This window comes from Ruegeria sp. BHSB056, assembly GCF_059613305.1.
Map to the genome: position 1 here is coordinate 1 of NZ_JBXWSG010000018.1, position 25,935 is coordinate 25,935.

At 56.4% G+C, this 25,935-nt stretch carries 28 protein-coding genes and 2 pseudogenes; 11 read left to right on the plus strand and 19 right to left on the minus strand.

What is annotated here, in order from left to right:
• Positions 1–688, minus strand: a 688-nt coding sequence (locus tag AC2FND_RS06755) for a HesA/MoeB/ThiF family protein (RefSeq protein WP_496768718.1), incomplete at its 3' end; no start/stop codon positions are given.
• 15 nt (positions 689–703) lie between these two features.
• On the minus strand, positions 704–1,171 hold the full coding sequence (locus AC2FND_RS06760) for an SET domain-containing protein-lysine N-methyltransferase (protein ID WP_496768720.1): 468 nt from the start codon (positions 1,169–1,171) through the stop codon (positions 704–706).
• Positions 1,172–1,319: 148 nt separating this feature from the next.
• Between AC2FND_RS06760 and AC2FND_RS06765 the strand changes: the two genes are divergently transcribed.
• Positions 1,320–2,000, plus strand: a complete 681-nt coding sequence (locus AC2FND_RS06765; RefSeq protein ID WP_496768722.1) for an ArsR/SmtB family transcription factor — start codon at positions 1,320–1,322, stop codon at positions 1,998–2,000.
• 392 nt (positions 2,001–2,392) lie between these two features.
• On the opposite strand, the gene AC2FND_RS06770 is transcribed toward AC2FND_RS06765, so the two are convergent.
• Positions 2,393–3,025 carry a tyrosine-type recombinase/integrase gene (locus AC2FND_RS06770; protein ID WP_093037018.1) on the minus strand — a complete coding sequence of 211 codons (633 nt, stop codon included), beginning with the start codon at positions 3,023–3,025 and terminating at the stop codon, positions 2,393–2,395.
• Positions 3,026–3,328: 303 nt separating this feature from the next.
• Here AC2FND_RS06770 and AC2FND_RS06775 point away from each other — a divergent pair, with 303 nt between their 5' ends.
• Positions 3,329–4,243, plus strand: coding sequence for a homocysteine S-methyltransferase family protein (locus AC2FND_RS06775; protein WP_480600899.1), 915 nt, complete (start codon positions 3,329–3,331; stop codon positions 4,241–4,243).
• Between the two features lie 354 nt (positions 4,244–4,597).
• Here AC2FND_RS06775 and AC2FND_RS06780 read toward each other — a convergent pair whose 3' ends face one another.
• On the minus strand, positions 4,598–5,206 hold the full coding sequence (locus tag AC2FND_RS06780; protein ID WP_496768725.1) for a TetR/AcrR family transcriptional regulator: 609 nt from the start codon (positions 5,204–5,206) through the stop codon (positions 4,598–4,600).
• 109 nt (positions 5,207–5,315) lie between these two features.
• On the opposite strand from AC2FND_RS06780, the gene AC2FND_RS06785 reads away from it, so the two are divergent.
• Positions 5,316–6,161, plus strand: coding sequence for a DUF6920 family protein (locus tag AC2FND_RS06785; RefSeq protein WP_496768727.1), 846 nt, complete (start codon positions 5,316–5,318; stop codon positions 6,159–6,161).
• Between the two features lie 87 nt (positions 6,162–6,248).
• Here AC2FND_RS06785 and AC2FND_RS06790 read toward each other — a convergent pair.
• The 4 genes and pseudogenes from AC2FND_RS06790 to AC2FND_RS06805 all read right to left on the minus strand — a co-directional run.
• Positions 6,249–6,716: pseudogene (locus AC2FND_RS06790) on the minus strand (DDE-type integrase/transposase/recombinase); the annotation flags it as partial.
• A 233-nt stretch (positions 6,717–6,949) separates the two neighbouring features.
• Positions 6,950–7,975 (minus strand): IS110 family RNA-guided transposase, encoded by a 1,026-nt coding sequence (locus tag AC2FND_RS06795; RefSeq protein ID WP_496768729.1) that lies wholly within the window; start codon positions 7,973–7,975, stop codon positions 6,950–6,952.
• Positions 7,976–8,043: 68 nt separating this feature from the next.
• Positions 8,044–8,286: pseudogene (locus AC2FND_RS06800) on the minus strand (IS6 family transposase); the annotation flags it as partial.
• Between the two features lie 126 nt (positions 8,287–8,412).
• Positions 8,413–9,258, minus strand: a complete 846-nt coding sequence (locus AC2FND_RS06805) for an isocitrate lyase/PEP mutase family protein (RefSeq protein ID WP_496768731.1) — start codon at positions 9,256–9,258, stop codon at positions 8,413–8,415.
• A 238-nt stretch (positions 9,259–9,496) separates the two neighbouring features.
• On the opposite strand from AC2FND_RS06805, the gene AC2FND_RS06810 reads away from it, so the two are divergent.
• Complete coding sequence (locus AC2FND_RS06810; RefSeq protein WP_496768733.1) at positions 9,497–10,372, plus strand: LysR substrate-binding domain-containing protein; 876 nt, start codon at positions 9,497–9,499, stop codon at positions 10,370–10,372.
• Between the two features lie 309 nt (positions 10,373–10,681).
• On the opposite strand, the gene AC2FND_RS06815 is transcribed toward AC2FND_RS06810, so the two are convergent.
• Positions 10,682–11,275, minus strand: a complete 594-nt coding sequence (locus AC2FND_RS06815; RefSeq protein WP_170733120.1) for a TetR/AcrR family transcriptional regulator — start codon at positions 11,273–11,275, stop codon at positions 10,682–10,684.
• A gap of 103 nt (positions 11,276–11,378) precedes the next feature.
• Between AC2FND_RS06815 and AC2FND_RS06820 the strand changes: the two genes are divergently transcribed.
• The gene (locus tag AC2FND_RS06820; protein WP_170565567.1) at positions 11,379–11,804 is read left to right on the plus strand and encodes a VOC family protein; all 426 of its coding nucleotides are present in this window, start codon (positions 11,379–11,381) and stop codon (positions 11,802–11,804) included.
• A gap of 365 nt (positions 11,805–12,169) precedes the next feature.
• Positions 12,170–12,958, plus strand: a complete 789-nt coding sequence (locus AC2FND_RS06825; RefSeq protein WP_496768736.1) for a VOC family protein — start codon at positions 12,170–12,172, stop codon at positions 12,956–12,958.
• 249 nt (positions 12,959–13,207) lie between these two features.
• Here the strand turns inward: AC2FND_RS06825 and AC2FND_RS06830 are convergent, their stop codons facing one another.
• Together AC2FND_RS06830 and AC2FND_RS06835 are read right to left on the minus strand one after the other, a co-directional pair.
• A complete protein-coding gene (locus AC2FND_RS06830; protein WP_480489035.1) occupies positions 13,208–13,438 on the minus strand; it encodes a hypothetical protein in 231 nt (76 codons plus the stop codon).
• A 97-nt stretch (positions 13,439–13,535) separates the two neighbouring features.
• Positions 13,536–15,128 carry a tetratricopeptide repeat protein gene (locus AC2FND_RS06835; RefSeq protein WP_496768739.1) on the minus strand — a complete coding sequence of 531 codons (1,593 nt, stop codon included), beginning with the start codon at positions 15,126–15,128 and terminating at the stop codon, positions 13,536–13,538.
• Positions 15,129–15,291: 163 nt separating this feature from the next.
• Here AC2FND_RS06835 and AC2FND_RS06840 point away from each other — a divergent pair, with 163 nt between their 5' ends.
• Both AC2FND_RS06840 and AC2FND_RS06845 read left to right on the plus strand, forming a co-directional pair.
• Positions 15,292–15,603 carry a hypothetical protein gene (locus tag AC2FND_RS06840; RefSeq protein ID WP_170451072.1) on the plus strand — a complete coding sequence of 104 codons (312 nt, stop codon included), beginning with the start codon at positions 15,292–15,294 and terminating at the stop codon, positions 15,601–15,603.
• A 20-nt stretch (positions 15,604–15,623) separates the two neighbouring features.
• Complete coding sequence (locus AC2FND_RS06845) at positions 15,624–16,223, plus strand: HdeD family acid-resistance protein (RefSeq protein ID WP_170451070.1); 600 nt, start codon at positions 15,624–15,626, stop codon at positions 16,221–16,223.
• Positions 16,224–16,290: 67 nt separating this feature from the next.
• Here the strand turns inward: AC2FND_RS06845 and AC2FND_RS06850 are convergent, their stop codons facing one another.
• The 4 genes from AC2FND_RS06850 to AC2FND_RS06865 all read right to left on the minus strand — a co-directional run bounded on the left by AC2FND_RS06850 (position 16,291) and on the right by AC2FND_RS06865 (position 19,178).
• Positions 16,291–16,788 (minus strand): DUF6653 family protein, encoded by a 498-nt coding sequence (locus tag AC2FND_RS06850; protein WP_170733118.1) that lies wholly within the window; start codon positions 16,786–16,788, stop codon positions 16,291–16,293.
• Between the two features lie 93 nt (positions 16,789–16,881).
• Positions 16,882–17,259: a nuclear transport factor 2 family protein gene (locus AC2FND_RS06855; RefSeq protein WP_496768741.1), complete on the minus strand. Its 378-nt coding sequence runs from the start codon at positions 17,257–17,259 to the stop codon at positions 16,882–16,884.
• Between the two features lie 39 nt (positions 17,260–17,298).
• Entirely contained in the window at positions 17,299–18,228 is a 930-nt protein-coding gene (locus AC2FND_RS06860; protein WP_170756587.1) for a DMT family transporter, read from the minus strand.
• Positions 18,228–19,178, minus strand: coding sequence for a glutathione S-transferase family protein (locus AC2FND_RS06865; protein WP_480537486.1), 951 nt, complete (start codon positions 19,176–19,178; stop codon positions 18,228–18,230). Before AC2FND_RS06865 ends, AC2FND_RS06860 begins: the two co-directional genes overlap by 1 nt.
• A gap of 115 nt (positions 19,179–19,293) precedes the next feature.
• Here AC2FND_RS06865 and AC2FND_RS06870 point away from each other — a divergent pair, with 115 nt between their 5' ends.
• The gene (locus AC2FND_RS06870; RefSeq protein WP_480489043.1) at positions 19,294–20,214 is read left to right on the plus strand and encodes a LysR family transcriptional regulator; all 921 of its coding nucleotides are present in this window, start codon (positions 19,294–19,296) and stop codon (positions 20,212–20,214) included.
• Between the two features lie 206 nt (positions 20,215–20,420).
• Here the strand turns inward: AC2FND_RS06870 and AC2FND_RS06875 are convergent, their stop codons facing one another.
• A complete protein-coding gene (locus tag AC2FND_RS06875; protein WP_496768744.1) occupies positions 20,421–21,350 on the minus strand; it encodes a LysR family transcriptional regulator in 930 nt (309 codons plus the stop codon).
• A 90-nt stretch (positions 21,351–21,440) separates the two neighbouring features.
• Here AC2FND_RS06875 and AC2FND_RS06880 point away from each other — a divergent pair, with 90 nt between their 5' ends.
• Complete coding sequence (locus AC2FND_RS06880; protein ID WP_170367324.1) at positions 21,441–22,169, plus strand: pirin family protein; 729 nt, start codon at positions 21,441–21,443, stop codon at positions 22,167–22,169.
• Between the two features lie 18 nt (positions 22,170–22,187).
• Positions 22,188–22,778 (plus strand): isochorismatase family protein, encoded by a 591-nt coding sequence (locus AC2FND_RS06885; RefSeq protein ID WP_170367325.1) that lies wholly within the window; start codon positions 22,188–22,190, stop codon positions 22,776–22,778.
• A 257-nt stretch (positions 22,779–23,035) separates the two neighbouring features.
• Here AC2FND_RS06885 and AC2FND_RS06890 read toward each other — a convergent pair whose 3' ends face one another.
• From AC2FND_RS06890 to AC2FND_RS06900, 3 genes are all read right to left on the minus strand, one after another.
• Complete coding sequence (locus tag AC2FND_RS06890; RefSeq protein WP_216602535.1) at positions 23,036–24,451, minus strand: pyridoxal phosphate-dependent decarboxylase family protein; 1,416 nt, start codon at positions 24,449–24,451, stop codon at positions 23,036–23,038.
• 518 nt (positions 24,452–24,969) lie between these two features.
• On the minus strand, positions 24,970–25,272 hold the full coding sequence (locus AC2FND_RS06895; protein ID WP_480501173.1) for an SH3 domain-containing protein: 303 nt from the start codon (positions 25,270–25,272) through the stop codon (positions 24,970–24,972).
• A gap of 102 nt (positions 25,273–25,374) precedes the next feature.
• On the minus strand, positions 25,375–25,767 hold the full coding sequence (locus tag AC2FND_RS06900; protein ID WP_496768746.1) for a GFA family protein: 393 nt from the start codon (positions 25,765–25,767) through the stop codon (positions 25,375–25,377).
• Positions 25,768–25,935 lie beyond the last annotated feature (168 nt).

The window sequence follows — 25,935 nt, forward strand, 5'->3', positions numbered from 1 at the left end:
ATTCGTAGATGCCTTCAAGGCTGGGAAACCTGGGCAGGTAATTGAGTTGCATGACGATCAGCTTCTCGACGTCATCCCTGTCGAGCTTCTTACCCTCTGGGATCTGGAACAAATCCTTGAGTGTTGTTCCGCCACGCTCGAATTTGTAGATGTTCGCCCCCCAACCCCAGACGCACGAGGCGAGAATGCACTTAGTGCGCTCGTGCTTTTGGAAGGCATCGTGTAGGGCGTAGCGCTCTTCGATCAGGTAAACGTCTGTTTGATCGAATACCAGATCACAGCCATTGACGAACTCTTCAGCCGTGTGGGTCTGGATGCCCTCGGGAAATACTTCCACCGTCACATCACTCACCATCTCTCGGACAACTTCCCCAACAACGATGGCTTTGTTCCGGCCCAGCGTTTTCTCTCCGGCACCAAGTTGCCGGTTAATATTTGAAGCCTCAAAACTGTCTGGATCGGCCAACTTAATGTGACCTACACCCAGCCGTGCCAGAGTCATGGCGAGTAATCCTCCGATGCCGCCGCAGCCCGCGATCCCGACGACCGAGTCGCGCAATTTTTCTTGCGATAACCGCTGCTCCGCTTCATCAACACCAAGAAAGCAACCGTTGCGGTTTACTCTGTCCCAGTAGAACTTTTCGTCAAATACGGCCTCATGGTGGATGATCCGGGGTTTCTTAAGCATTTCAGAGTCCTTAAGTTAAGATTGCCAAAATTCCGCACCCTGGTACTCGTCCAGGTTCGCGTAGCGCATCGTGATTTCCTCGCCCTTTTTGATGGGCTCCAAAGCGACCAAGTGTAGATATTCAATGGAAGATCCAGACACCCAAACCACCTCTGCATTCGGCTGATCAGAGTGATTACAAAGTGACACAGGTCCAAATGCCAAATATCCCGGCGCAGATTTTTGCTGGCGCGAGTAAGACCGCGGATTGAAGAACACGAACTTGTACAGATCCAAGATACGTGCCTCAAACCGGTCACTGTCCGGCAGCTGATAGGTCGGACATGTGTCGATAACGTCACCGATATCGAAATACGCACCAGCTCTTACCATCACACCCTTTGCGCTGCACTGCCCAAGGAAAACTTTTCCGTGGAAAGAAGCGTCAACTGGAGACACCTCGTCTGGCAGGCGCAAGAGAGCTTCTTGCGTCAGTATAGTCATTTCTACATCCAGAGATTGATTCACGATACGCTGCCAGTCAGCACTCGACCCATCGACATTGCAATTTCTTTTGATACGATGATTGTCGAAACGTCGATGCGACGATTTTCCAAGACAATTGCGATTAACCTATTGAAAGAAAACAACAATGAATATTGACGAATTCGGACGGGCTATTGGTCACAAGAGTCGTGCTTCAATTCTGTTAGCGTTGATCGGCGGAAAGGCGCTGCCTGCGAGCGAACTCGCCTATAGAGCGAAAGTTTCGAACCAGACTGCCAGTAGTCACCTGTCAATTCTGGAAGATCTAGGAATGATCAAAGCCCAACACTGCGGCCGTCACCGATACTACGAGCTTGCTGAACCAGAACTCGCGCACGCAATCGAAGCCTTGTCTAGCAAGCTCCAGCTTGGCTTACGCGCCGCTCCCCAGGTGTCGTTAGAACTTCGTAGCGCGCGATTCTGCTATGATCATCTGGCCGGTGCATTGGGCGTTGCGCTAACGCATGTAATGTTGGACCACGAAATCTTGCGAGAGGGGGCGGAGGCTTTTGAACTTGGCCTCACCAATCACCCGCTTCTTGAAACACTTGAAATAGACATCTCAGACATCAAAAGAAAAAGACGCCAAACCTGCCCAAAGTGCATCGATTGGAGCGAGCGTGTCCCGCATGTGGCGGGGTCTTTTGGTGCAGCATTGGCCAAATCTCTGGAAAACATCTCAGCGATTGAGCGTTCGCCGGATGACCGTTCCGTCAGTGTCACACCAAACGGTTTTGAGTTCTTAGAAAAGCACCTTGGTATCACTAAAGAGCGAATTATTTCGTAATTTTACTGAGCCCAGTCGCAAGCATTGTGAGTCAACAAAATTATGGTCTCAGACAATCTGAGCCGAAAACGCCGATGATCTCGCGCCCGGCGAATTATAATCTCACTCCGCCGCATCTAGTGTTTTCCCTAAGGTTGAAGACGTGACGGAAGAGTTCGACCGGGACTGTGTTGGGTTAATGTTGTGACAGAGAAATCAAACATCTCTGACGTTCAACAATAGCCGACATTCAAAACGACAACCGTAACGGCGGCTCAGTCCGCGATGTGTGAGTCCACTCAGTCTCCAATTTTGCAAGTGCAGCGAACAACCGCTAAGCGGGCTGCGTCTGCAGCATTCTAGACCATGGTTGAGTGACTGGTATGGGCCGTCCGCGAAGACGGCCCAAGTTGTTAGATTTCAATGGCCTCTGCGATCGCAAGCGCATCTTCCAGCTCAACACCGAGATACCGGACGGTGCTGTCCATCTTGGTGTGCCCAAGTAGCAGCTGGACCGCCCGCAGGTTGCCGGTCTTCTTGTAGATCTGTGTGACTTTTGTCCTCCGCATCGAATGCGTTCCGTATGCACTGGCCTCCAGACCGATCGACGTGACCCAATCCCGGACGATCCGGGCGTACTGGCGTGTCGAGATGTGCAAGCGTTCATGGAAACGACCCGGCCATAGGTACTCCGAGCCGACCATGAGCTCATCTTCCATCCACTTTTCAACCGAGGCGCGTGTGCCTTCGGAGATTTCAAAACGAACCGGCTTCTGCGTTTTGCTTTGCAACACCGAAGCTCGTTCCTTGATCTGGCCGGACGCCATCACGTCGACGACTTTCATCTTCACGAGATCGCAGCCACGCAGTTTGCTGTCGATTGCCATATTGAACAGCGCCAGGTCCCGATGGTTCTCGGCGAGTTCAAGTCGAACACGGATTGCCCAGACGTGTTTTGGTTTCAGTGGCCGTTTTTGCCCAACGATGCGCCCTTTGTTCCAAGCCGGGCGAAGCGCACGAATGGCCGGTAAGTTTGGTGTTTCCATGACTGATCCTCCGATCCGCCATGCCCTCCCACAACGACAACCTGACGTTGACGATGCCTCCATATCACGGGATGCTGCGTCGCATCCGAGGTCGGGGCTGAGCCCACTCTGACCGATGCTGCGAAGAGCGCCAATGTCCGAGACATATCAATTGCCGTCATCCTTTGGTCTGACAACATGGTCATTTCCGGAACCCCATCCTATTGTAGTCGTGGAAGGAGGCTGCCTGAAAGTCGAGGATTTGTGCTCTCCCGCCTCGATCTGTAAAATTAAACTGAAACTGGAAAAAGGGAGTGGTCATAGATGAAACGTTTCTTGCCTCACGAAACGGATCAGAAATTTCTTATTTTCGCCGCGACCGGAACGGACCTGATTTTCAATCGCAGGGTTGAACTGCCTGGGTTTGCGTCATTCCCCTTGGTTGAGGATGCCAACGCCCAGCCGATTGTTGTCGACCAAATGCGCGATCTGATGAAGGTGGCCGCCAAGGCCGATCTGGGTTGCATAATCGATACACTCACGTGGATGGCAAACCGCGACCGTGCGGCACCGCTTGGCTATGGAGCTGACCGCTTGGCAGCTTTGAACCAGAAAGCAGTGGCCCTTATGTGCAACTTGCGAGACGAGGCAATGCGCGATGATGTTCTGGTGGCGCTCTGCATCGGTCCCTCCCGTGATGCCTATGCCAAACTTCCGCCCCTGACGGTCGCGGACGCGCGCGCCTATCATGCTATTCAGATAGGCGCAGTGGCTGACGCCGGAATCGATTTGGTTAATGCGTACACTTTCAATCAAGTAGAAGAAGCCGCAGGTGCTGTACTGGCAGCCAAGGATTGCGGGGTGCCGATTGCGGTCTCATTCGTTGTGGAAACCGATGGCTGCCTGGACAACGGAACTGGTTTGGAAGAGGCGATTGATCGCGTCGACGCACTCACCGATGGGGCTGCGGCCTATTTCATGGTCAACTGCGCGCATCCCGATCACTTCAGCCATGTTTTGACAGGGCACCCGCGGCTGAAAGGAATGGCGGTGAATGCCTCGCGGTGCAGCCACGCTGAACTCGACAATGCGACCGAGTTGGACGACGGAAATCCGAAAGAACTCGGTGCCGAGGTTGCGCGCCTCGTACGCAGTTTCCCGGATATCTCTGTTGTAGGCGGCTGTTGCGGTTCGGACATGCGCCACATGAGAGAGATGGCGGCCTGCATCAAGGCATGAAACCATGGATTGCTAAGGCTTTATGACGGTGTTCAACTGTAACCAGTCAAATGACTGCAAGTACCTAATTTTACACGTTCGCTAAAGAAGAGCGAACTCACACTTTGTCCGCGCTCCAGACCTCCGTCACTACCGAAATCGAGCTGGTGCAGCGAATGTCGGAAATGCGGACTGCGACCGCAGCATCTAGGAACGTCGGTGAAGGGCAGCTTTGGGCCGTCCTCATCGTTGTAATCTTGGCCTAGTCCGAAGATGCTGCAGTCGATCTTACGGCGGCAGTGAGCCCATACTGACCGATGCTGCGTGGCGCATGAATGTCAGCTCTGCGTAGATAACTCCGAGTTGGTCAGGCGACTAATGCGCCGGTAATCTCTCGTAGAGCCTGCCAAAAAGACTGACGGCTCGCCGCGATCGTGCTTCAATCTCGTCTTGAGACAATGCTGGGACCGAGCCAAGACATTGCTGCATTTGCAACTCACCGATGAGGAGACTGACATACATTTCGGTCGCCGCTTCAACACCATGATCAAATATATACTTCCCTGACGCCTCCAGGTCCGCCAAGTGTGCCTTGACACAACGAAGCATCGCTTGGCGGGCATGTGTTTCGATTGCCTGAGACAGAAGTCCTGTTTCTTGCACATCTGCAACAGCCGCCCTGTTGACAATGATCGCCTTCTCCGTAGCTGTGAAACCGAGAACCAGCTTTCCCAGTTCGAAGAGATCGTCACTGCCGCCAGTGAGTGTACTCTCTAGAGCTTCCTCAACTGCCCCAGCGTTGGCCACGATGAGGCTCTGAAACAGGGACTGCTTGTTGCCGTACCAAGCATAGAGAGTCTCGTTCGATGCTTTCGCTTCCTTGGCGATCTGCAACATGCTGGCCTTCTTGTAGCCAACCCGCTCGAGCACCTTGAATGCGGCGGCTTCGATTTCGGCCCGTCGCGTCGTTTGATCTTCACCCATCGTGGTCTCCAGATTTCTGTTGACTCGCACCGTACACAAGTTTACGGATCCCGTCGACAGCCGTACATGTGTTTACGGTTATTTTGCTTCTCGAGGAAAGGAGTCGCAAATGAGCATCTTGAAATGGATCGGCGGAGGGGGGCTTGTCGCTCTCATCGGCATCGCAGCAACTATCGGTATCGGTACTTTCCTGACCGAGCGTGACATTCGCCAGTTTCAGGAGCAGGTGGAGGACATCGCGCTCAGCGCACCGTCTCCAGCGGCCACTCAGGCAGCCATCTCGAACCTGCCTGAACCGGTGCAACGCTATTTCAGGTTCGTCTTTCCTGGCGGCATTCCAGAAACACGACTGGTGCGCTTGACGTCAGAGGGTCAGTTCCGTCGCCCACAGACTGACGGCTTCAATTTCACAACATCCGAACAGGTGATCGCGACAAACACACCGGCGCTCATGTTCTCGGCCACAACGCCCGTCATCCCCGGCGTCTGGGCGCGCGCCTACGACTTCTTTGCGAATGGCGAGATGGAGATGAAGGCCAAGGTGCTGTCCACATTGACGGTGGTGGACGAACGCGAAACACCTGAGTTGAATGTCATCTCGCTGCGCCGCTGGTTGTTGGAAAGCGCGCTTTTTCCGCATGGGCTCCTGCCAGGTGGGCCGGTGACATGGGAAGCGATTGACGGCCAAACCGCCCGTGCCATCGTCGCAGCGGATGGAATGCAATCCTCGATGATCGTGAACTTCGGCCAGACTGGCGAGATCACGCACATGGTCGCCGAAGAAGATGGCGATCTGACCACGTCGTATCACGGATCAGGTGAACATGTGACCCGATCCGACTACCGCAACGTCGGCGGCGTCATGATCCCGCATGCTTTTGTTATCTCAAGGATGGCCGGAGGCGACATCTATCCATTCTTCGATGCTCGGCTAACCAGCATCGTCTTCGAATAGCCCGTGAAGGAACCAGATCATGTTACTCAAGACGGGACTGTTGCGTTAATCTGCTTAGCTCGGTTTAAGCTGCGCAAGGGTAGTTTATCACGCGGCCGCGAAAAGTTGGCTGATGAACTGGATCTCGCCTATGACCCCTGCTTGTTTGTGATGGACGTGGCCGCGTTTTATGGTCCGAATCGTCTCGTTCCCGCTCAGGGTTGCCTTGGCCGATCGCAAGGATCGAAAGCTCTGACGATAGCCAAGGAGGCGTTTCATGGCCGCATGATCGCTCTCGACCAGATTGTTGCGCCACTTTCTGTCGATGTGCCGGATGCTGTCGAAATGCGGATCGTAGCGATGGTTGATCTCGCGAATGACCCGGGCGTAGGTCGGGGCTTTGTCTGTCACAATGACGACCGGCCGATGCAGGCGCACCCGCTCAATCGCCTTGTTCAGAAAGGCCTTTGCCGCCTTCGCATCCCGCCGTGCGGTCAGACGGAAGTCGATCATTTGCCCGTTTGCGTCGATGGCACGCCAGAGGTAGCGCCACTTGCCGCCGACGCGGACATAGGTTCTTTAATTGAGCAGCAGCTCTCGGTGACTTTATTCCAGTATCGACCACCTGCAAGGTTCTTTCCGAAGTCATCCTGTTGGAGCTCCATCTCGGCGTTCAAGGCATCAACCCCCAAAGGTCTCATGCGCGGTCTGGTTAAAAGGGCCGCATGTAGATCTCGCGGGTTCAGTCGACAGCCTGCCGTGTTGGTCGGTACGGCAACTCGTGTTCTGTTAGTCCGCTGATATCTTGATTATCCCTCCTTCAATTGAAAGGTTGATCCGCTTGTCCAGATGGCATGCATCTGGACCGCAAGTTTTCGAGCCAGCGCGACAACCGCTTTCTTGTGACTGGTTCGGGCTTTGAGAGCCCGAGCCCATCTCTGTAACTCAGATCCCTTGCCCGGCTTCACGCGGTTCAGCAAACTACTGGCCGCTTCATAGAGTGTAGAGCGCAGCATGGGATCGCCCCGTTTCGATATTCGCCCCCCATAATCGATGTCCCCCGATTGGTAACGCCGGGAAGTCAGTCCTAGATAGGCTCCGACCGATCTGGATTTCGAAAACCGACGCGGATTGTCGATGGTCGCCACATAGGTCACGGCACTCACGGGGCCAACGCCGGGGATCGTCATCAATCGTTGGCAGGCCTCATCGTCTTTCGCATGGCGCGCCATTTCTTTACTCAGCGCAGCCGCTTGCCGCAGGGCGGTTGTGCGCAAGTCCGGCAAGGGCAGGATAACCCTCGACAAGACGGGCCGTTCCTTCAGGATCGCGTGGACACGCTCTTCATAGGTGTTCAGATGTTTTGGCAACCGCAGTCCGAAACTGGCCAAAAGACCGCGGATTGTGTTTTCCACATTCACGCGGGATTTCAACGCCACTTCCCGAGCTTTCAGCAATGCCCGCCGCTCCTGGGCGAGCCGGCTCTTAACCTCTACCTTCCGATAGAACCCCGTGCGCGCCAGCTCTGCTAACATGGCGGCATCATTGGCATCAGTCTTGTTGTGCATCTGGCTGAGAACAGCATGAGCCTGACGGGCGTCGATGCAAACCATCGGCAATCCCCGATCCGAGAGCTCAGTATAGAGCCAGTTCGCCATTCGACCGGTTTCGAGGACGACGCATTTGAGGGAACCAAGGTGTTTGCGCAGCACTTGGAAAATGACATCCGGTTCGGTGACTTTCTTCGCAGCAAACACCGGATCACCGTTCTCGTCGCATAAACAAATAGACGTCTCAGCTTTCGAAACATCCAATCCGACAAAACACTGTTCCATTTTACTCTCCTGTCTTTGTTCCGATGCCATCATGCACCGGCCAAGAGAGCTGCTGGTCAATTACTCAGAGTTTCATCGACATGCCAGTCCACGCTGGCCCGGCGCAAGTGTTTCTCGGCCCGTTTGGTAATCTCCGGACCAAACTTCTGAACCCAGCGATACACGGTCGACCGATCAATGGTGATCCCGCGCTCTGCGAGCAAATCAACGACATCCTGATAGGATAGCGGGTAGCGCAGATACCACCGCACCGCGCAAAGGATGATTTCGCTTGGAAAACGGTGATGCTTGAATGGTGATTTCCGGCGCATGATCGACCTCAAAAGATCGAACTTGGCCAGATTGGGCGATTAACGCAACAGTCCCATAGAAGGACCTGTCTGCTCGTTCGTCGGCGCGTCGCGTCCGCTATCCAAGGCAATTGGTTTTGAGCGGCTTCAGCTTGTCGCCCGCTGAACAGTTCTCATTTGATTGGCGGCGTCAGCATCCGATATCGCTTTGTCAGCATAGGTGTAGGTCCCGCGCTCCTTTAGCTCGGTCGCGGCGCGGATCATCTCTCCGAGCGCGGCGCGTGCCAGAGACCCGCCGGTGCTGATGCGCCGCACGCCAGCCTTTGAAAGGTCGTCTACGGAGTAAGTCGTGGCGGAAAGCCCCACCACGACATTGACTGGCACCGAGACCGCTTCGCACAGCTTGCGCACACAATCGACGTCCGGGAGGCCCGGCGCATAGACCACATCGGCTCCTGCTTGCTCGAAGGCTTTCAGACGTCGGATCGTATCGCCAAGATCAGGGCGACCATAGATGAAGTTTTCCGCCCTGGCGGTGATCAGGAAATTTTTCGCTCTTTTCGCCTCAACGGCCGCACGTATCCGTTCAACCGCGAGCTCGAAATCGTATATCGGGTTGTTTGGATCGCCCGTGGCATCCTCGATGGCACCACCGCACAGCCCGGCGGCTTCGGCCTCACGCACGGTTTGAGCGCAGTCTTCAGGCGACGCGCCGAAACCGTTTTCCAGGTCTGCGGAAACGGGAAGGGACGTGGCTGAAACGATAGAGCAGGCGTTGTCCAAAACCTGTTGGCGCGACAGGCTGCCGCTGGAATCCCGTAATCCCATCGAAAAGGCCAACCCGGCGCTTGTCGTGGCCAAGGCTGGAAAGCCCAGCCCTTCGAGTATGCGAGCTGTCCCGGCGTCCCACGCGTTCGGCATCAGGAACGCACCAGATGTCTGGTGAAGGCGGCCAAACTGTTCAAGCTTTCGCTGATAGGTGGTTGGTAGCATGGACCTACGCTCCTTTCGCTGTTCAAAGGACTCCGCCACGACTTTCTCATTCGAGACGAAGCGCCGGTCCCCCACGTGTTCCATCGTTGCCAAGGGTCTCATGCGTGTTGCTACGAACATACTCTGAGCAAGTATTCCCAACATCTTGGTCACCTCCAAGATCAGGGTAGGATAGCTTTTTAGATTTTTGAAACGAATAGGTTTGCTAAACGTAATGAGTATTGTTTATCTTAGATGCATGAAGCGTGATCTCGAAATTGATCTTCTGCGGTCCTTTGTGGCCGTCGCTGCCCATCTCAATTTTACGCAAGCGGCGAACGCGGTCGGCCGTACCCAGTCAGCGGTGAGCCTTCAAATCAAACGGCTTGAAGAGATCGTCGGAAAGCGCCTCTTTGACCGAAGCCGTCAGTCCGTCGCAGTCACGCATGCAGGCGAAGCTCTACTGGTCTATGCCAACCGCATCCTCGCAGCGAATGACGCCGCGCTTTCTCATATTCAACGACCCGACGCGACCGGGCTGGTGAAGATCGGTGCACCGGACGACTACGCAACATATCTTTTACCACCCATTCTTTCGGCCATCGGCAAGGACTACCCCAGGCTTCAATTGGAGGTCACATGCGACAATGCCTGCGATCTGCTGCCGCAGCTTGAAGATCAGGCCCTAGACGTCGTCGTCGCAACTCATCCGACAAATTCTGTCTCCGGTGAGATTGCGCGGTACGAACCGCTTCACTGGGTCGCCGCGCCAGACTATCTGGACGACCCGGCGACGGCGCTGTCACTGGTCCTGTTTCCGGCGGGATGTGTCTGCCGTGACATTGCTTTGGATGCTTTGAAGCGCATCGACCGACCATGGCACGTAGCCTATTCCACCCGGAGTATCGGTTTGATGGAGAAGGCCATCCTGGAGAACGGAAGCGTGTCGGTGATGGAAGCTTCAACCATCCCCGGCAGCCTCAAGGTCATCGACGGGAGAGAGGGTTTTCCCTCACTGCCCGATGTGGTGATCTCAGTTCACAGACTGAAAAAGAGCGAAACGCATGTCTCTCTCGTGGCCGACCATCTTTTGGCGAAACTCGCAGGCACCCAATCGAGAAACGTCGTAGGGTAATGAGCGGCCCGTCCTGATACTGGACATAAACCTCCTGTCATAACCTTCGTGCCAATAATGGTCGTTTTGGCCACTGCGCCCCGCCCTACTTAGGGTCAACCGCTTAGCTGGGACAAAACCCCCGGCAAAACCTCTGCAGCTTTGGCAGGTTTTTGTCATTGTTGAGAATGGGCATCCGCCACCATCTGTGAATGTCTGCTTCCGGGAAGCTGCGATGCAGCACTGGAGCGTACGCTCGGCGTCCGGTTTGAGCCGAGTAACTCACGGAAGAAAGGGTAGGGACCCATACTGCGGGGCTTCCGAGGTCTGCTAGTTGCCCTTGAGTACTTCACCAATCAAATGGTTCATAACCTCCTTGTAGACCTCCGGATCGCCCCCATAGGCGATCTCAAGAGCGGCGCGATCAAACGCGGCCGACAACAAATTAGTCAAAGCATCGATCTGTTTTGGTGAATGCTTAGGAAGAGCCCGCGAAAGCCCTTCACGAAGTTCCTCTGTTCCATTGGCCCGGGTCAACGCGACAGCGGTGCTGTGCCCTAATACCGCTGGGGCCTCTTCCATCAGGAGGCGCACCCGACCTGGAACCAACATCGCATCAAAAAAGGCATTCGATCCTGTCACCATGGCCTGTTCGGGATCGGCCACATTGCGCGTTTCCTGGTCAATATGGTGTGAGATTGCTTTGGCCTCCTCTTCTGCGACGGCGCGGAAAAGGTCAGCCTTGTCCTTGAAATGATGATACAGCGCGCCGCGGGTTACGCTGGCCCTACGCACGATGTCTGGGGTTGCAGTATCGGCAAATCCCGAATTCACAAACAGTTCTCGGGCAGCTTCTACGAGTTTGGCACGCGTTTCGGCGCGTCGGTCTGCCTGGCTGCGTCGGGCGGGTTTTTCTGTGGGCAAATCTAGCGGCTCCGAATATCACTACAAGCACCTTACATACATCTTGCATGTATTTGCAAATCTATGATACATACAAAGTGCATGTAAGTTAGGGAGATCAAAAATGCGTGTCACTCAATATTATCCGGTCATTCAGTCTGAAACGGTTTCTGAGACGGCAGAGTTCTACAAACGTCACTTTGGCTTCCGCTCGGCATTCGAGGCGGATTGGTATGTGCATCTACAAAGTGAAGTGGATTCGTCGGTCAACCTCGCGATCGTCCAGTCGGACCACGAGACGATCCCGGAGATTTCCCGCGGTGCGTCTACGGGCATGATCCTTAATTTTGAAGTCGAGGATGTCGACAAAGTGGATGAACGACTTCGGTCGGAAGGAGTTCCGGTGGCAAAGTCACTTGTGAGCGAGCCGTTTGGCCAACGCCATGCGATATATCGCGATCCAAACGGGGTACTGATTGATGTTATCACTCAGATCCCACCCTCAGAGGAATTCCTGTCTCAATATGCAGCCGACGCGGTACCGTCGTAATTCGTGGTGCCGGATGGCCAGGTTGGTTCGAAGCAGTTGGAACGATTTGCCCGCGTGTAAAGCGACCAATTCTGGACAGATCAGTGACCCTTGCCGAGTTAGCCACCTTTGATACTGGGGCGGCCTTGTTATCTGTGCCCTTGTTCGAACGCTACACCGAACACGGCCGCCTGATACAACCCTTCAGTGAAGCCGTTAACGCTGGTAAATACTGCTTCGCCTAGCCTTCGGGTCGCCCCGCAACGGATGCTATGGGTAAATTTGCAGAATGGCTGACCGCCAACGGAGCCACTGAATTGAGTGACTTCACGGACCAGAACCGCGCAAATTGATCTGCATCAATATTTGGACCGCAAACGAGAGTTATGGCGAACGGAAACAGTTTGGATGAAGTCGCGGTGACAAAAGAAAAAGTTGGCCGAGTTGTCTGGCACGATCTTTTCACGCCTGATGTGGAAGCTTCCAGGTCATTTTACGAAAGCGTGGCAGGTTGGAGCTATATTGTCGAACACGCCACAGATTTCGCATGGGGCGGCGGCCATCGAGATTTTGTCCTCGCAACTCTCGATGGAGAGGCAGGGGCCGGGGTCGTTTCTCAAAATCAGGTGCTCTTTGAAGGGTGGATTCCTTATGTTGAAGTCGAAGATGTAGATCAGGCCGCCAAACTCGCCGTCAAGCTTGAAGGATCAGTAGTGAAACCTCCCTTTGAAGTTCCGGGGGTTGGCCGAAACTGCCTCTTACGTGATCCGCTTGGCGCGTTCTTCGGTATATCTGTTTCGCGTCACGGCTATCCTGTCCCCGTTCGTCAGTTTACGCACGAACACTACCTATCTCGCGGCGGCGCATTCCCGGACAACTTCTACCACCAAATGTTCGGATGGAATCTCTCACCTGCTAGAAACGTACCTTCGTCACAGAGACTGATTAGTTTGAATAAGGACGTGTTGGCGATATGTGCAGCGGAACCTGCAGCTCCCAACAACAACGTTGCGTGGGCGCCGGGTGTTCGCGTCCAATTTCTCGAAAACGCGCTCAGCAAGATCAACTCAGGCTCAGGTTCCGTGCTTGCTCGTCATCAGAAAAATAAAAATACTTTTGAGAAGGGTCTGGTATGCGATGCAACTGGGGCATTGTGCTGTGTCGTCCAGAATTGATGCTCGGTCGCAAGGTTCGCAGTCTATTGTCTATAACGGCATCCTCAAGTGGGTCAAAAATCTCAAATCCGATCTTGGTGCTAGCTTTCGCAATCGCAGCGAATACAGGAAAGCGTGCCGCTACCGTCGTGTAAGAGAACTATGCTTAAGGTTCGGATTGGGGCGATCGCACTTGATAGTTGTTGGAATTGCACACATACAACATCCTGATGAGAGTCGGCGTGGATTGGGTTTGTGAAGTAGGGCCGGCTAATCGAGAAATTCGTCGATGGTCGAGGCGACATCAACCGCGGTTTTTACATCGGACATGCTGGTGTTCTCAAAGGCGCTGCCGCTTTCAACACCTGGCCTGAGCCTCTCATAAATGGATAGGATTTCCTCTTCCAGTTTGGTCGGCTTTTCTTCGGACCAGCTGGCCTTGGTTTTTGCGATGTCCGTTGCGAGTTTCATAAGATCAAGGCGCTGAGGCAGAGTTAGCATTGGTTGGTTCCGGGTCTGTTTGCGATGTCAGGACCAGCCTACGCACAGTGGTCGAACGGGCAGAGTGAGTCACCGTTAAATTCCTGACGGCCGGACCTCAGTCCAGCGCCCCGGTTGCGCGCAGCGCCTCAGTCATTTTCTGTGAGATGTCAGATGGCACATGCCAGATCGCGTAGAGCGTCTGGATAAAACGGTCAACATCGGGAATGTTGGTCTTCAGGGCCAACAGGGTTGAATCCAGGTCGGCGTCCGGTTCCGTGTAAGGGATGCACATAAGCTCAAGCACTTCAGAACCATTCCACATGCCACCACCGACTTTGCGCGCCGCTGACTGCGCGCCGCTGTAATCACCTTTCATGAAACAGATCAGGAACGTGCCTGCGTGGTACCAGCCGGGCGGGTTGGGGCTCAGCTCGATCGCCCGGGCGCTCAGTCTCGCGGCCTGTTCCAGATCGCCGCGCAGGGCAAAGCAGGCTGCCAGATCGGCCAGCATGTCCGGATAGTTCGGATTGGCGCGCAAGGCTTTATCAGCCGCGTCTTCAAAGCTTTCGAACTCGCCGCGATGAAAATGGGTCAAAAACAACGCGTGCTGGCCGGTTGCATTCAGCGGATCCAGAGCGACCGACCGCTGTGCGGCCTCCAGCGCGCGATCAAAGGGCGGGGGGGACTTGTGAAAATTGAAACCGCCGCGCACTTCGTCCCCGTAGACAATCGCAAGCATCCCCCAGGCCCCGGCATATTCGGGATCGATCTCAATCGCGCGCTCCAGCAGGTCGCGAACCTTCTTGTGTTTTTCGGCCGTGGGTTCACGCCAATATTCGCTGGCCAGCAACCTGCACTGATAAGCATCCAGCGTGTGCGTCTGTGCCCTGCGCTGCACTGCACCTGTTCGATGGATCACTCCGTGGGGTTCCGCGATTTCCGTGGCGATCCGGGCGGCGATGTCGTCCTGAATTTCAAACAGGCTGTCCGCGCTCAGGTCGCGGTCATAGGTGTCGGCGGAAACCTGTTGGCCGGTTTCCGCGTCAATCAGCTGGGCGGTCACGCGAAGCTTATTGCCCCAATGACGCACGCTGCCTTCAACCAGATACTGCACATCCAGTTCGCTTCCGACTGCGCGCGGATCGCGGCCGCGCCCGCGAAAGCGAAAGGTGACGTGCCGAGACAGCACGCTCACCTCGCGAAACCGGGCGATGGCCGAGATGATTTCCTCGGTAAACCCATCGGCCAGATATTCCTGCGACGGGTCTCCGCTCAAGTTGTCAAAGGGCATCACGGCCACCGCGACCCGTCCGGTTGCCGCCGGGGGCGTTTCGGCATCGGTCCGGCGTTCGGGGTCAAACGCGATCTCAAAAACCGGGGCGTAGGACCCCTTGGGAATATGTATTCGAACCGGGTCCTCGCGCCCTTCCTGAGCGTAATAGAGATCCAGCCGGCTGCGCATTTTATTGGCCTGAACCCGAACGATCGTGTCGATGGTGGGGTCGAAATCCTCGGGCTTGTCGAAAACGTCAATGCCGATTGCATAGCCTTTCAGCGTCTCGGACCGACCCGCTAGCGCTTCGCCGACAATATGCGACAGAAAGCGGTTCAGGCGCGTGGTATCCGCGAAATGCGGACTGACGAGGACGCGCTTCAACTGTTCCTGAATAGCGCTTGGATCGATGGCAGAGCTTACTTCGGCAAGCATGTTTCCCTCCGTCGCTCAACTTTGTCCGATGACGGGCCGCGTCACAAGACAACCCGGCGGTTTAACCGTGACTCACTCGGATGCGGGCCGTGGATCTGCGAGGGTCTGGGCCATGGCGCTCAAAAGAGCCCAGCAAACATATGACCCATGAAAGGACTGAACCATGACAACATTTTCCGAATTCGTACAGAAAGCCAAAGACGACTATACCCGTGTCGAGGACGAGCTGAAATCGTTCGAACAGAAGGTCAAGGACGCGGGCGACGCGACCGACAAGTGGACCCAGGAGCAGGTGACAAAGCTGCAATCCGATCTGCAGGAAGCAAAAGACAAGGTCACTGACCTTGCCGATCGCATCCAGAAAGAAGGCGAAGACGCTGTGACGGACGCGCATGATCAGGCGAAGAACCATTGGGAAGCCTTGCACGCCGCCGTTGCCGCCTATCGCGATCATCTCGACAAGTCGGTCGCCTGACCCTGATCCTGGAGGTCGACATGACTGATTCAGTTAATGAAACCGTGCCGAAACCCGCGCTCATGGAAGAGGTCGCCGGTTGGCAGCCTCGACCGGTCTGGCTGATTGTGCTCGGCGTCGCCATGCTCTGCGTCGGGCTGTGCGCCGTAGCCTTCCCGCTGATGTCCACGCTCGCTGTCGAAGCCTTTGTCGGCGTGGCCCTGCTGGGCGGAGGCATCGTCACAGCGATTCAGGCATTTGCGGAAAAGGCGTGGAAAGGGTTCTTCTGGCTGTTGGCCATCGGTGTTCTGAACGCGCTTGCGGGGCTTGTTCTGTTGCTTGATCCGTTCGGCGGCGTTCTGGCACTGACCCTTGCGCTTGGCGCGGTTTTTCTGGCCGAAGGTGTGTTGCGGATCGTAATTGCCATTCGGTCGCGTCAGGAGCGGCCCATGGCGCTGATGATTGCGTCCGGCGCGATGGCCATCCTGCTTGGCGGCCTGATCCTGACCGGTATCGTCAATGGCTCGTCCCTTGTTCTGCTGGGGGTTCTTGCCGGCCTGAACCTGATTTTCGCCGGTGTGTCCCTGATGTCTTTGGGGCTGTCGCAGCGGTCCTCGGCGCATGGGGGTCCACAAGCTTAAGCGTGTCCTGGCAGACCCGGAATGGCAGGGGCATCTGATGCTCCTGCTTTCCGTTTTCACAGCGCCGCTATTTTCCTTGCCAGGTGCTTGCTGCCCGAGTGTCTTCAAACAGCCAGACCATGCGGTCCAGAAACCACAGCTTCCCACCCATAACCAGCAGCAACCCCAGAAGCGTCGGCCAGAATTGAAGCTGCCAAAGCCCCCAGACCAAGGGGCCGATTCCGACCGCGCTGACTGCGGCCAGAATAAGAGTCATCCGGCGGTGCCTTGCAGGGATCGGCGATTTCGCGCGCGCAAGCCAGATCCGTTCCCCAAGTACACCTTTGGACATCCAGTTTTCCGGATTGCCCGTTTTGCGGAAGGCGCGGGGGTTCCACCATGTCCAGAATACAACAACAACGACCGGAACAAGGCACCACCAGCCCAGCCAAACCCGGCTCCAGACGGCCAGAACGAACAGGGGCGGGATGCTCAGGCGGCTCCAGCCGCTCCACGGGTTGGTGTGCCGGTCCCAGACGTCGTCGGACATCGTCATGAGCTGTTCCAGAATGCTGCGATCGGTCATCGAACCCTCTTCCGAAGCTGGATCGCAATTATGGCCGTTTATGCCCGTGTCGGCCAGAGCGGCAGGCAACGCGCGCAGCCCTGGCCAAAGGCATCAAAGACCGGAGATATCCACATACACCCGGTAATCCGCGATCCTGTCCTCGCGAAAGTTGAACCGTGCAGCAAAGCGCACGTCGTGCGTGCTTTGGTCCTTGCGCGTATAGTGAACGGTGCCGTCGCAGAACGTAGTATCGCCGCTGGACCAGATGCCGGTGATGGTATGTTGCATACCCTGGATCGTGGCAAAGAACCCTGCGTTCGCGGCTTGCACGGCTGTGCGCCCGTCAATCTGTTCGAAATTGCCAAGCTGGAACTGCACGTCTTCGGTGACATGCTCGACAACGCCGGCTTCGTCCAGCGCGTCAACAGCGGTGTAAAGGGATGCGATCCGGGGCGCGTGGGCCGCTGTGGTGGGGGCAGTGATTTGCATGTTTTGGTTTCCTTTTCTGTTTGAAAGTTATCGGTGGGTCTAAGTCTGGTTGGCCTGTGACCGACGGTGCAGGACCGGCGGGAGTTTCAGGTGACCGTTGGTGACGGCTAGCCCAAGGAACAGGATTGCGAGGGACCCCAGCAGCCCAAGGCCAAGAGGTTCCCGAAAGACAATTGCCCCGATTGCGATGCCGGAAAGCGTGGCAAAATAGCCGACCTGGGCGAACCCAACGCCATCCGTGCGCCGCTGTACTTCGAAGGTCAGCGCATAGCTGAGCGCAGTGATGGATCCGATGCCGAAGATTGCGCCAAGCAGGGCAGGGGGCACCGAGACGTCGCTGATTGTGGTGCCGCGTCCCAGTATTAGGGCGGAAATCAGCAACAGCTGTGACAGAAGCGTTCCGGTCGCCAGCCCCAACGGATCGCCGCCGGGCGGGTAGGCATAGCTGCGAAAGACGTTGCCGCAGGCCAGAAACAAGGGCCCCAAAAGCGACAGGGCAATCCACGCCGGCTCGACTCCCGACAGGTCAAACCCACCCATGGTGGCAAGGCTGACACCGGCAAGGCCGATCAGAATACCAACCAGGCGGTGCAACGGCAGCATCCTGCGCGCGATCAGTGCCGTTATCGCAAAGGTAAACAGCGGTGACAGCGTGACGAGGGCGGAATAGAACCCAAGGCTCACATGCTCCAGCACCAGAAACCCGATCACAGCGGGGCCGCTGACACCGAAAACTCCGGCGCCGACATAATAGGGAATGTGCCGCGCGTTGAGCGCCACGCGCTTCTGCGACAGCAAACACAACGCCAACAGCGCGATGCTGGCCAGCAAAACCTGCCAGAACAAAGCGGTCAGAGCTGATATTCCTGCCATCGAGACGAATTTGGACAAAGTGAAACTGACCCCCACCAGGACACCGATGGCCAAGATCAGCGCGGATACAGGGGATCTTCTGACAATATCAGGCATCACGCGGCCCCCATTTCCGGCACATCGGTTAAGCGCAGAGAAGCCGGGCCGATCGGGATAATTCCGCTGGGGTTGATGTGCCGATGGCTGAGGAAGTAGTGCTGACGGATATGGGCCATGTCCACAGTGTCAGCCACGCCCGGCAACCGCATGATGTCGGCCAGATAGCGGGACAGGGCAACATAGTCGCTGATGCGTTTGTAGTCGGTCTTGAAGTGGGTCACATAGACCGGGTCAAACCGCAGAAGTGTCGGAAACAGCTTCAGGTCAACCTCTGTCAGCACGTCTCCGGCTAGGAACCGGCGTTGGCCAAGCGTTTCTTCAATCGCGTCGAGGCAGGCAAAGAGCGCCGTTACGGCCTCGCCATACGCGATCTGGCTGGTTGCAAACCCGGCGCGATAGACGCCTTCGCGGATCGGTGACTGAATTTGTTCGGCGATCCGGTCGATTTCGTCGCAAAGATGGGACGGGCGAAGATCGGGTCCCGCAGCATCGAGAAATTCCGTCTGAAGCATGCGCATGATCTCGGCCGATTCGGTGCTGACGATCCGGCCCGTAACCTTGTCCAGTAGCACAGGCACGCTGATCGGACCCGTGTAATCCGGCTTGGCGTGCTGATAGACTTCGTAAAGGAAGCGGGTGCGTTCTACACCGCTTTGATCGTTGAACAGCGTCTGGTCGATGACCCAGCCGTTTTCCGACATGACCGGGTCCATCCATGTGATGCTGAACGCATTGCGTAAGCCTTTCAAAGTTAGAATCAGATCGATGCCATGACACCAGGGGCAGGCTTTGGACAGGTAAAGGTGGTACCGGCAGGGCGTGTTCGGAAACGCGGCGCCCGGTTGCACGCTGATGTGGCTCGTGAATGGGCTTTGCAGGCGGTGAAAACGACCGTCCGAGGCGAGCGGTCTGTCACGCAGAACTCCGTTGATAAGCATCATGGGCATGGCAGCCTCCGGCGTTAACAGGACATGCAGATACCTATTAGGCTTTCTATTTGATGATAATCGTGTGAATTTGAAACTTATAGGTGAGAAAAATTCGCCCAAAGGATCGCAAAACATGACTGAAATTAGCGCTATCCCCGTTTTTGTTGCTGTGGCGGACCATGGCGGGTTCGCAGCCGCCGCCCGGCATCTGGGTCTTACAAAATCAGCGGTCAGCAAGCGGATCGGCGTGCTGGAGGCCCATCTGGGAACGCAGCTCTTTCATCGGTCGACGCGGTCCATTTCCCTTACCGAGGCGGGCGAAATCTATCTGGCCCACGCGGCGCAGGCGCTTGACGCAGCGCAGGACGCCGAAGACGCAGTTGCGGCGTTGCAGGGGCAACCGGTTGGATTACTAAGGCTCAGTACACCCATGTCCTTTGGACAACTGCATGTTGCGCCTATGATTGCTGCATTCCTCAGGCAATATCCGGGGATCAGAATTGACCTGACGATGGATGACAAATTTGTCGATCTCGTCGAAGGGGGCATCGACGTGGCTTTACGCGCCGGAACGTTGCCGAACTCGGCCCTGATCGCACGCAAACTCGCCCCGATCCACAGCGTGATTGTCGCTGCGCCGGATTATCTTGCGCAGTCCGGAACGCCAGAGATACCCGAGGATCTTCTGTCACACACCTGCCTTCACTACGCCTATTCGCGCGACGCTTCGGAATGGCGCTTAGCCGGTCCCGCGGGCGACGTGCGCGTTCAGACATCCGGTGTTCTGCGCGTAAACAATAGTGAGGCCCTGTGCACCGCGCTGCTTGACGGGCTTGGCATAGGTCGCCTGCCGACCTTTATCGCCGGAGCCCACCTGTCTAGTGGCCGTCTGGTCAGGGTGCTGCCCGACTATCGTCTGCCTGAACAGGCGTTGTACGCCGTCTTTCCTGAACGAAAGCACATGCCAGCGAAAGTTCGCGCGTTTTTGGATTTCGTCGTGGAACGCATCGGGCACGACGCACCCTATTGGGATTTGGATGCAGGTCCGCTTTAGGGACAAGGGCCGATGATACTCTAACATTAAACCTGGACCGACCAAGAACACCCAAAGTGCGGGGCAGTCCGGCAATGTCTTCTTCGGGGAATGCTGTGGTGCAGAGTCGGATATTCTTGAACGGCTGGATTGGGCCGTTCCTATCGGCTGACTTGGAGGGAGGCAGGCCTAATCGTCACGGTGCCAAACCGAGCTTTGGTAAGCTGTTAGACTTTCTCGTATTGAAGCTCTGTCCCCAGGAAGCCGTTGTTGCCGCATGCATCCAGGATATGGCGCCGTACCGCCGCAACCTGGGGAGCAGCCAAACGTTCAGGACGGCAAAGCAAAGTCAGTGCCACTGGATCGGCAGACCAGTCAGGGATCAGGCGCACGAGATTGCCAGCTTGAATATGCACCTCTGTCAGTAAGGACGGGAGCAGTGCTGCTCCTTGCCCGGCAAGGACAGCTGCAAATGCAAGCTCCATCGAATTGACGCGCAGGCCGATCGTCGGCTCGATGATCTCCTGTTGCCCTTCCTTATTTCGAAACGCCCATTTGCCGGATTCTTGGGTGCGCAATACACAGGGCAACCTGGCCAAATCAGCAGGCCGAGAGAGACGGGGCATCCATTCTGCAAAGGCCGGGCTGGCAAGAGGCGCGCGCTGCGCGGACGGCAGGGCAGCCGAAATAAACCGCCTTTTATCTGCAGGGCCGGTTCTGAAGGACAGATCTATGTCCTCTGCCGCAAAATCCGATTTTGAATCATCGGCATGCAATTCAAGTTCGATAGCCGGGTAGCGGGACCGAAGGCCTGCCAGAAGCGGGACAAGCACGGTGCAAAGAAGACTGTTGGGTCCTGAGACTGACACCCGTCCTGCAATCTTCCCGCTTCGGACGAAGCCAAGCTGCGCCTCGGCCTCAAGCGCTAGATCCACCGGGCCTGCGCAAATCTCGAAAATTCTGCGCCCAGCCGCGGTCGGGGCCACCGCCCGCCCAGACCGGTCCAGCAGGACCAGCCCCAATTCGGCTTCAAACAGCGCCAGCTTTTGGCTGATCGCCGACTTCGTGGTGTTCAGCTCCGCAGCTGCCGCGCTCATCGACCCGGCGCGCACAGTGGCCACCAGGGCCTTGGCGCAGGAATAGAATCTATCGTTCATAAATCCGAACAGTAGTTAACAAACAGATCATTTTCCAGAACGAAAGAGATCCCTAAATTCTATCTCAGCGAACAGGCCAGGAGATGAGAAATGCAGACGGAGATGGTCTATCACCCCGCCGCGACCCGTGAGTTCAAGGACTTCGGCTTCATGCAGGCGCATCTGTCGTTCAAGCCGCACCTTGCAGAAGGGCGCCGGCGGTTCGGCCCGCTGATCACAATTGACGACGGCACGCTTGCACCGGACGCCCAAGGCTTTGGCCTGCATCCGCACCGGGATGTCGAAGTCGTCACCTTCATGGTGAGCGGAGAGGTTTCGCATATCGATCCGGTGGTGCCCGTTCACAACGGTACTGTGAAGTCGAAAGGTCTTCAGGTGATCACCGCCGGTACAGGCATCCTGCACAACGAGGTGAACAACTCGCGGACGAAGCCAATGCGTGCGCTGCAAATCTGGTTCGAGCCGCGGGCCAGAGGCCTGGCGCCGACTTATTCCAGCAAGGAGCTGGAAACCTCGGACCACAGCAACCGGTTCCAGCTGGTGCTGTCGCCAGACGGCGCCGAGGACTCACTTGTCGTGCAGCAGGAGGTGCGCCTTAGCTACGGCAACTTCGACCGCCGCAGCGTGCTGAACTTCAGCCCGTCCAGCCCTGACCGCAGCCTCTACATCTTTATGATCGAAGGCGAGGCAACTGCTGCCGGCCGCGCCCTCAGGAAAGGGGATGGGCTGGGACTGCTCCGTGCCGGGGACGTGGCGGTTGAGGCTGCAGCCGGCGCTGAGCTCCTGATCTTCGAACTGCCCGCATCCGAAATCTCTTAACCAGGAAAGGACATCAACATGACCTCCAAAAAAGTGACCCCCGAAAACGCAGCCATTGTTCTGATCGACCATCAGGTTGGCACCATGAACTGGGCAAAGTCCGTTGACCGCGATCTGATCGAAGCCAACACACGGGCCCTGGCGCGGACGGCGGCGGCGCTTGGCATGCCGCTGGTGCTGACTTCCAGCATGGAAGACAACATGCAGGGGCCGCTGATGCCCGCGCTGGAAGAGATTGCCCCGGATGCCTTCGCCGCGCGGATCAAGCGCCCTGGCGTGGTGAACTGCTGGGATGACAGCGCCTTTGCCGCTGCCTGCCGCAACACCGGGCGCAGGCATTTCATCATGGCAGGCATAACCACTGACGTGTGTCTTGCCCCGCCTGCGATCAGTGCCGCCGAAGAGGGCTTTGCCGTGACCGCGGTGGTTGATGCTTCCGGGTCTCCCACTGCGCTGACGGATGAGATGGCGTTCCGCAAAATGGAGCGAGGCGGTGTCGAGCTCACCACAACCAGCGCGCTGCTTGCGGAACTTTCGGTCAATTGGGCCAGCGAGGCCGGACAGAAAATCATGCAGATCCTCGGCGAGGAAATCCTGAGCCGCGGATAGGCTCTCTGCCTCATTGAAAGTAATGCGAGAGCGGCCGCCTCATTCATGGGGCGGCCATTGAACTTCGCAGGTGTTGCCAACTTCGAGAAAAAGCTCCCGATCAGGCAAAAAAAGGAGCTTGAAAACGGCTGCTATGGGACGGCTGCGCAGGGGGTGCCAGGCGGGTCGAAGGGTTGCTCGCAGTGACACCGAATGGCCCATTCGAGCCCATTGAAGCTCATTAATGCCTGACTGCAGCAATAAAATTTCTGGCCAAATCAGAAAACGCCAGCAGCACAAAGACGATAAGCTTCAATGATCTCGGATGACAGAAGATCAGCATCCTCTTCCCTCATATCGTATCCGATTACAGAGGCTCGAATGATCTTCCGACCCGCCCATTCGCCGTGGGTAGGGTATACCTTTCCATTGTCTTGAACGCGCTGAAGGACCCGCATGGTCAGATCGTTGCCATCCGGCCCCTCGCCGCAGCAGATTGCGACCTGATTGCTGTGGATCTGGTTCAGAACTGTCAGGCCGGGCTCGTTCGAAACCGTTCGGGCAATTCGCTCCGCCAGGCGGCAATGGCGTGCTACCAGTTCGCAAACTCCCGTCCGGCCAAGGTGCCGAAGTATCGCATAGCTCGGGACACCTCTTGCACGCCGGGAGAGTTCCGGCGTTGAATCACTTGGTTCCCAATGCTCTGTTGTTTCCGGGAGATAGGCGCCGCGGGCAGACATTGACGCAACGAGCGGCGCCCGGTCGCGCACGATAACCATGCCAGCATCGAATGGAGCATTAAGCCACTTGTGCAGGTCAATCGCCCAACTGTCCGCTTCAGCAACCCCCTCCAACCGGTTTGCCAGTTCGGGTACAGCAGCGAGCCAGAGCCCGAAAGCACCATCCACATGAACCCAGCCGTTCCGCTCGCGCACCATTGGGATGAGCTCGGCAAACGGGTCGAAGGCGCCGGTGTTTATTTGACCTGCCTGCAGGATGACGAGCGGCGGGCTGCTGCAGCTGTCCAGGGCAGCCCGGAACGCATCCGGCTTTATCCTCCCTTCGCCGTCCGCCGTGACGATGTTTGTCCGGCCCGCGCCAAAGCCAGCATAACGCAGGGCAGCGAATGGGGCGGAATGCGCATCCTGCCCGATCAAAACGGGAATCTCGGGTGCCGAAAACAGCCCGTCAGCTTCAACATTCCACCCCTGGGCAGCCAGCAGCGCATTGCGTGCGGCCATGACGCCAACCATGTTTGCCACTGTGCCGCCGGTCACAAGACCGGCTCCGCTTTCGGGCGGCAGTGACAGCAACTCTATTACCCAGTTGCAAACAGCGCGCTCCATTCCGGTTATTGCAGGCGTTTCAAAAGATGAGCCCGCGTTCTGCCCCCAGGCTGATACCAGAATGTCGGCGGCTACACCGACGGGATGCGACGCGCCGAGGACATAGCCGAAGAAGGTCGGCCCCGCCATTTTGTGCAGACCGCCTTCAGAAAGTTGCACGATGTCCCCGATTACCTCACTTTCCGGCACCCCCGTTTCAGGAAGAGGGCCCAAAAAGCGGCTGGCAGCTTCACCAAGTCCCAAGACAGGCCGGGCCGGCCCATTTGGCAGTTCCTCGCGGTAGGTTTTGGCTGCCTTGAAGGCCGCCTCTAAAGCTTGCGCCTGCCCTTCACTCAAACCTCGCCGCACTCGTCCCATCTCAAATACCCGCTACCAGAATACTATCCGTGGGAAGGTAGCATGGATTGCACCGGAATGCCTTTGTTTACATGTGGCCAAAGAGCGTTTCGCACCGGCCGAGGCATTGGTTGGATAGAAATGCTGCATCTGGTTGCTAATGGCCGCTTTGGCGACCGCTGCATGCGGCGGCGGGTTGTGACGAATGTCGGCTAGGCGTGTCTGGATTGCCGCTTGGCTTTGCAATGGAAATTGAGCGCGAAGTATTGATCGCGCCTTGAACTCGATAGGTCCACTTTGTCCGCGATCCGAGAGTTCGAACCAGGTCAAATTTTGCGGCTGCAGCGAATGGCGGCAATGCGGGCTGCCGATGCGGCATCCGAGCGGTGCCCTGGATGTCGGCTCTGGGCCGGAAACACGATCGTGGTTTCCCGCTTGATCTCATCACCGGCAACAAGAAAGCTTCACTGCGGCCTTTTCTGCCAGCATTCTATTATTACAGTAAGATGGCATCACTGATCATCGTCGTATTAGATTTTCCGCAAGTATGCCCAAGAGACATACCCCTTTAGTCTACGAGCACGCTCCAATGAAACGCGGCACCAACGTGTGCCACCGGTCTGCTCGCAGCTGTGAACTCGTAGTGCGGTTCCATTTGGAAGACCAACGATCACATTGAACCCTGTTCCAGGTCCGCTGCGCATTTTTAGCATGTCACCGTCTTCGACTCCAAAAACCTCATATGGTCCCAGTGACGCCGCCACAGCCGGCTCAACGCCAATGACGACCCCTAGGAACAAAGCCGCTAAGGGTGAGAAGATTGCATTGCGCATCTTGATGTCCTGCTTGTTGCCTCAACCACAATCGTAGCAATTCGGGTCACCAGAAGGAACAACTCCCAGAAAGAAATGTACGTGATACCAAAGCCTAAACCCCTACATATCTTCCAAGTGGTGGGGAACTCTGGCCCAGTTGGGGGCATCTTTCGCAAAAACCTTTTTCGATGGGCTGAAGTTGTTTGGTTCATCCAGTGTCCCAGCTGTAATGCTCGTCAATCCGAAGGCTGTCACACCCCACAAGCCTGACCCGCAGGTACCGCAGAAATGCTTGATAACAGGTCGGCCTTCCTTTGAGGTCTTCTCAAAGGTCCGTGGTTTGCCCTTCAGTAGCTGTAGATTTTCTGACTTTATCATGTACCCGGCGTAGCCATCTGTACCGGTCATCGATAGGCAATCTCTGCAAAAACACATGAGTTGCAGTACCGCTTCACCGGTGATCCGGTAGCGCACTTCACCACAGAAGCACCCACCTTCCAATGATTGTGCCATGTTCGTTCATCCCTCTATGTCCACTGGGAAGAGTAGTGAACATCGTATGCGCCCTAATCTGAGGCGGCAACATTTCCACATTGCTTCTGGCTATCTCACGCGGAATTTCATCATCTGACTAAATGCGGCAGTTTCCGGCCGTGAAAAATTCTCTTCTGCGTGAGTACG

Bases quoted from the DNA above. Each gene is read 5' to 3' on its own strand.
- AC2FND_RS06760 (WP_496768720.1), bottom strand. From the start codon at position 1,171: ATGACTATACTGACGCAAGAAGCTCTCTTGCGCCTGCCAGACGAGGTG.
- AC2FND_RS06765 (WP_496768722.1), top strand. From the start codon at position 1,320: ATGAATATTGACGAATTCGGACGGGCTATTGGTCACAAGAGTCGTGCT.
- AC2FND_RS06770 (WP_093037018.1), bottom strand. From the start codon at position 3,025: ATGGAAACACCAAACTTACCGGCCATTCGTGCGCTTCGCCCGGCTTGG.
- AC2FND_RS06775 (WP_480600899.1), top strand. From the start codon at position 3,329: ATGAAACGTTTCTTGCCTCACGAAACGGATCAGAAATTTCTTATTTTC.
- AC2FND_RS06780 (WP_496768725.1), bottom strand. From the start codon at position 5,206: ATGGGTGAAGATCAAACGACGCGACGGGCCGAAATCGAAGCCGCCGCA.
- AC2FND_RS06785 (WP_496768727.1), top strand. From the start codon at position 5,316: ATGAGCATCTTGAAATGGATCGGCGGAGGGGGGCTTGTCGCTCTCATC.
- AC2FND_RS06795 (WP_496768729.1), bottom strand. From the start codon at position 7,975: ATGGAACAGTGTTTTGTCGGATTGGATGTTTCGAAAGCTGAGACGTCT.
- AC2FND_RS06805 (WP_496768731.1), bottom strand. From the start codon at position 9,258: ATGCTACCAACCACCTATCAGCGAAAGCTTGAACAGTTTGGCCGCCTT.
- AC2FND_RS06810 (WP_496768733.1), top strand. From the start codon at position 9,497: ATGAAGCGTGATCTCGAAATTGATCTTCTGCGGTCCTTTGTGGCCGTC.
- AC2FND_RS06820 (WP_170565567.1), top strand. From the start codon at position 11,379: ATGCGTGTCACTCAATATTATCCGGTCATTCAGTCTGAAACGGTTTCT.
- AC2FND_RS06825 (WP_496768736.1), top strand. From the start codon at position 12,170: ATGGCGAACGGAAACAGTTTGGATGAAGTCGCGGTGACAAAAGAAAAA.
- AC2FND_RS06830 (WP_480489035.1), bottom strand. From the start codon at position 13,438: ATGCTAACTCTGCCTCAGCGCCTTGATCTTATGAAACTCGCAACGGAC.
- AC2FND_RS06835 (WP_496768739.1), bottom strand. From the start codon at position 15,128: ATGCTTGCCGAAGTAAGCTCTGCCATCGATCCAAGCGCTATTCAGGAA.
- AC2FND_RS06840 (WP_170451072.1), top strand. From the start codon at position 15,292: ATGACAACATTTTCCGAATTCGTACAGAAAGCCAAAGACGACTATACC.
- AC2FND_RS06845 (WP_170451070.1), top strand. From the start codon at position 15,624: ATGACTGATTCAGTTAATGAAACCGTGCCGAAACCCGCGCTCATGGAA.
- AC2FND_RS06850 (WP_170733118.1), bottom strand. From the start codon at position 16,788: ATGACCGATCGCAGCATTCTGGAACAGCTCATGACGATGTCCGACGAC.
- AC2FND_RS06855 (WP_496768741.1), bottom strand. From the start codon at position 17,259: ATGCAAATCACTGCCCCCACCACAGCGGCCCACGCGCCCCGGATCGCA.
- AC2FND_RS06860 (WP_170756587.1), bottom strand. From the start codon at position 18,228: ATGCCTGATATTGTCAGAAGATCCCCTGTATCCGCGCTGATCTTGGCC.
- AC2FND_RS06865 (WP_480537486.1), bottom strand. From the start codon at position 19,178: ATGCCCATGATGCTTATCAACGGAGTTCTGCGTGACAGACCGCTCGCC.
- AC2FND_RS06870 (WP_480489043.1), top strand. From the start codon at position 19,294: ATGACTGAAATTAGCGCTATCCCCGTTTTTGTTGCTGTGGCGGACCAT.
- AC2FND_RS06875 (WP_496768744.1), bottom strand. From the start codon at position 21,350: ATGAACGATAGATTCTATTCCTGCGCCAAGGCCCTGGTGGCCACTGTG.
- AC2FND_RS06880 (WP_170367324.1), top strand. From the start codon at position 21,441: ATGCAGACGGAGATGGTCTATCACCCCGCCGCGACCCGTGAGTTCAAG.
- AC2FND_RS06885 (WP_170367325.1), top strand. From the start codon at position 22,188: ATGACCTCCAAAAAAGTGACCCCCGAAAACGCAGCCATTGTTCTGATC.
- AC2FND_RS06895 (WP_480501173.1), bottom strand. From the start codon at position 25,272: ATGCGCAATGCAATCTTCTCACCCTTAGCGGCTTTGTTCCTAGGGGTC.
- AC2FND_RS06900 (WP_496768746.1), bottom strand. From the start codon at position 25,767: ATGGCACAATCATTGGAAGGTGGGTGCTTCTGTGGTGAAGTGCGCTAC.